This window comes from Micromonospora sp. NPDC052213 (assembly GCF_040679695.1).
Taxonomy (GTDB): Bacteria; Actinomycetota; Actinomycetes; order Mycobacteriales; family Micromonosporaceae; genus Micromonospora.
Genome location: NZ_JBFAVI010000368.1, coordinates 1 through 1,244, shown reverse-complemented (window position 1 = coordinate 1,244; position 1,244 = coordinate 1). Strand labels below are relative to the sequence as shown.

Below are 1,244 nucleotides of genomic sequence, written 5' to 3'. Positions count from 1 at the left end.
TGGACGAGACCACGATCGTGCTGACCACGCACGACCTGGCCGAGGCGGAGAAGCTGGCCGACCGCATCCTCATCCTGGCCGGCGGCCGGATCATCGCCGAGGGGTCGCCCGACCAGCTCGCCCGGCGCGTCGCGGGGGACGCCGAGGTGCGCTGGACCCGCGACGGCGAGCGGTACGTGCACGCCACCCCCGACGCCACCGCGTTCCTGCGCGACCTGCTCCGCGAGCACGGCGACCGGATAGGCGAGCTGGAGGTGCGCCGGGCCAGCCTGGAGGACGCGTACCTGGCGCTGGTGCACGAGGAGGAGACCGGCATCCGGACCGGCCGGGCCGAGCGGGTGTGGCAGCAGGAGGCGGACCGATGAACCCGACCACGAACGCGCTACGGGCCGGGCTGCGGCGCGGCGTGATCGAGCTGCGCGCGACGTTCACAAACGGCCAGGATCTCTGGACCTACTTCTTCCCCACCGTGGTGCTGCTGATCGCGGTGTTCTGGATGCGCGGCTCGACGGTGCCCGGCACCGACTTCTCGCTCGGCGCCCGTACGCTGCCCAGCGCGCTCGGCATGGGCCTGCTCTTCGGCGGCCTGCTCGGGCTGGCCAACCAGCTCGTCATCGACCGGGAGGACGGCACGCTGCTGCGCGCCAAGGCGATCCCGGACGGCATGCTCGGCTACCTGGTCGGCAAGATCGTGCTGGTCTCGGCGGTCGCGCTGATCGGCGTGGTCATCCAGCTCACGCCCGGCCTGTTCTTCCTGGACGGGCTGCGGCTCGGCGACCCGGGCGCCTGGCTCACGCTGGCCTGGGTGGTGCCGCTCGGGCTGGTGGCGACGCTGCCGCTGGGCGCGGTGATCGGCTCGCTGATCGAGAACCCGCGCAACATGGGCCTGGTGGTGATGCCGATCTTCGGCCTGATCGCGCTGTCCGGCATCTTCTATCCGATCAACGGCCTGCCCGGCTGGCTGCAGGGCGTCGCCCAGGTGTTCCCGCTTTACTGGCTAGGCTTGGGCATGCGCTCGGCGCTGCTCCCCGGCGACCTGGCAGCAGTCGAACTCGGCGGCTCCTGGCGGCACCTGGAGACGGTCGGCGTGCTCGGCGCCTGGGCGGTGCTCGGGCTCGTGCTGGCCCCGGTGGTGCTGCGCCGGATGGCCCGCCGGGAGTCCGGCTCGCGGGTCGCGGCCCGGCGGGAGCGGGCCATGCAGCGGGTCGGATGAGAGGGCGTCGATGAGCGAGACCGTGCACAAC

1 protein-coding gene and 1 pseudogene are annotated in these 1,244 nt (G+C 72.6%); both read left to right on the top strand.

Annotation, left to right across the window (positions count from 1 at the left end; translation table 11 throughout):
- Window positions 1–365 (top strand): annotated as a pseudogene (locus AB0L34_RS34025) (ABC transporter ATP-binding protein); the annotation flags it as partial.
- Entirely contained in the window at window positions 362–1,213 is an 852-nt protein-coding gene (locus AB0L34_RS34020) for an ABC transporter permease (protein ID WP_043329061.1), read from the top strand. The pseudogene AB0L34_RS34025 and the gene AB0L34_RS34020, both read left to right, overlap by 4 nt.
- Window positions 1,214–1,244: the final 31 nt, after the last annotated feature.

Bases quoted from the DNA above. Each gene is read 5' to 3' on its own strand.
- AB0L34_RS34020 (WP_043329061.1), top strand. From the start codon at position 362: ATGAACCCGACCACGAACGCGCTACGGGCCGGGCTGCGGCGCGGCGTG.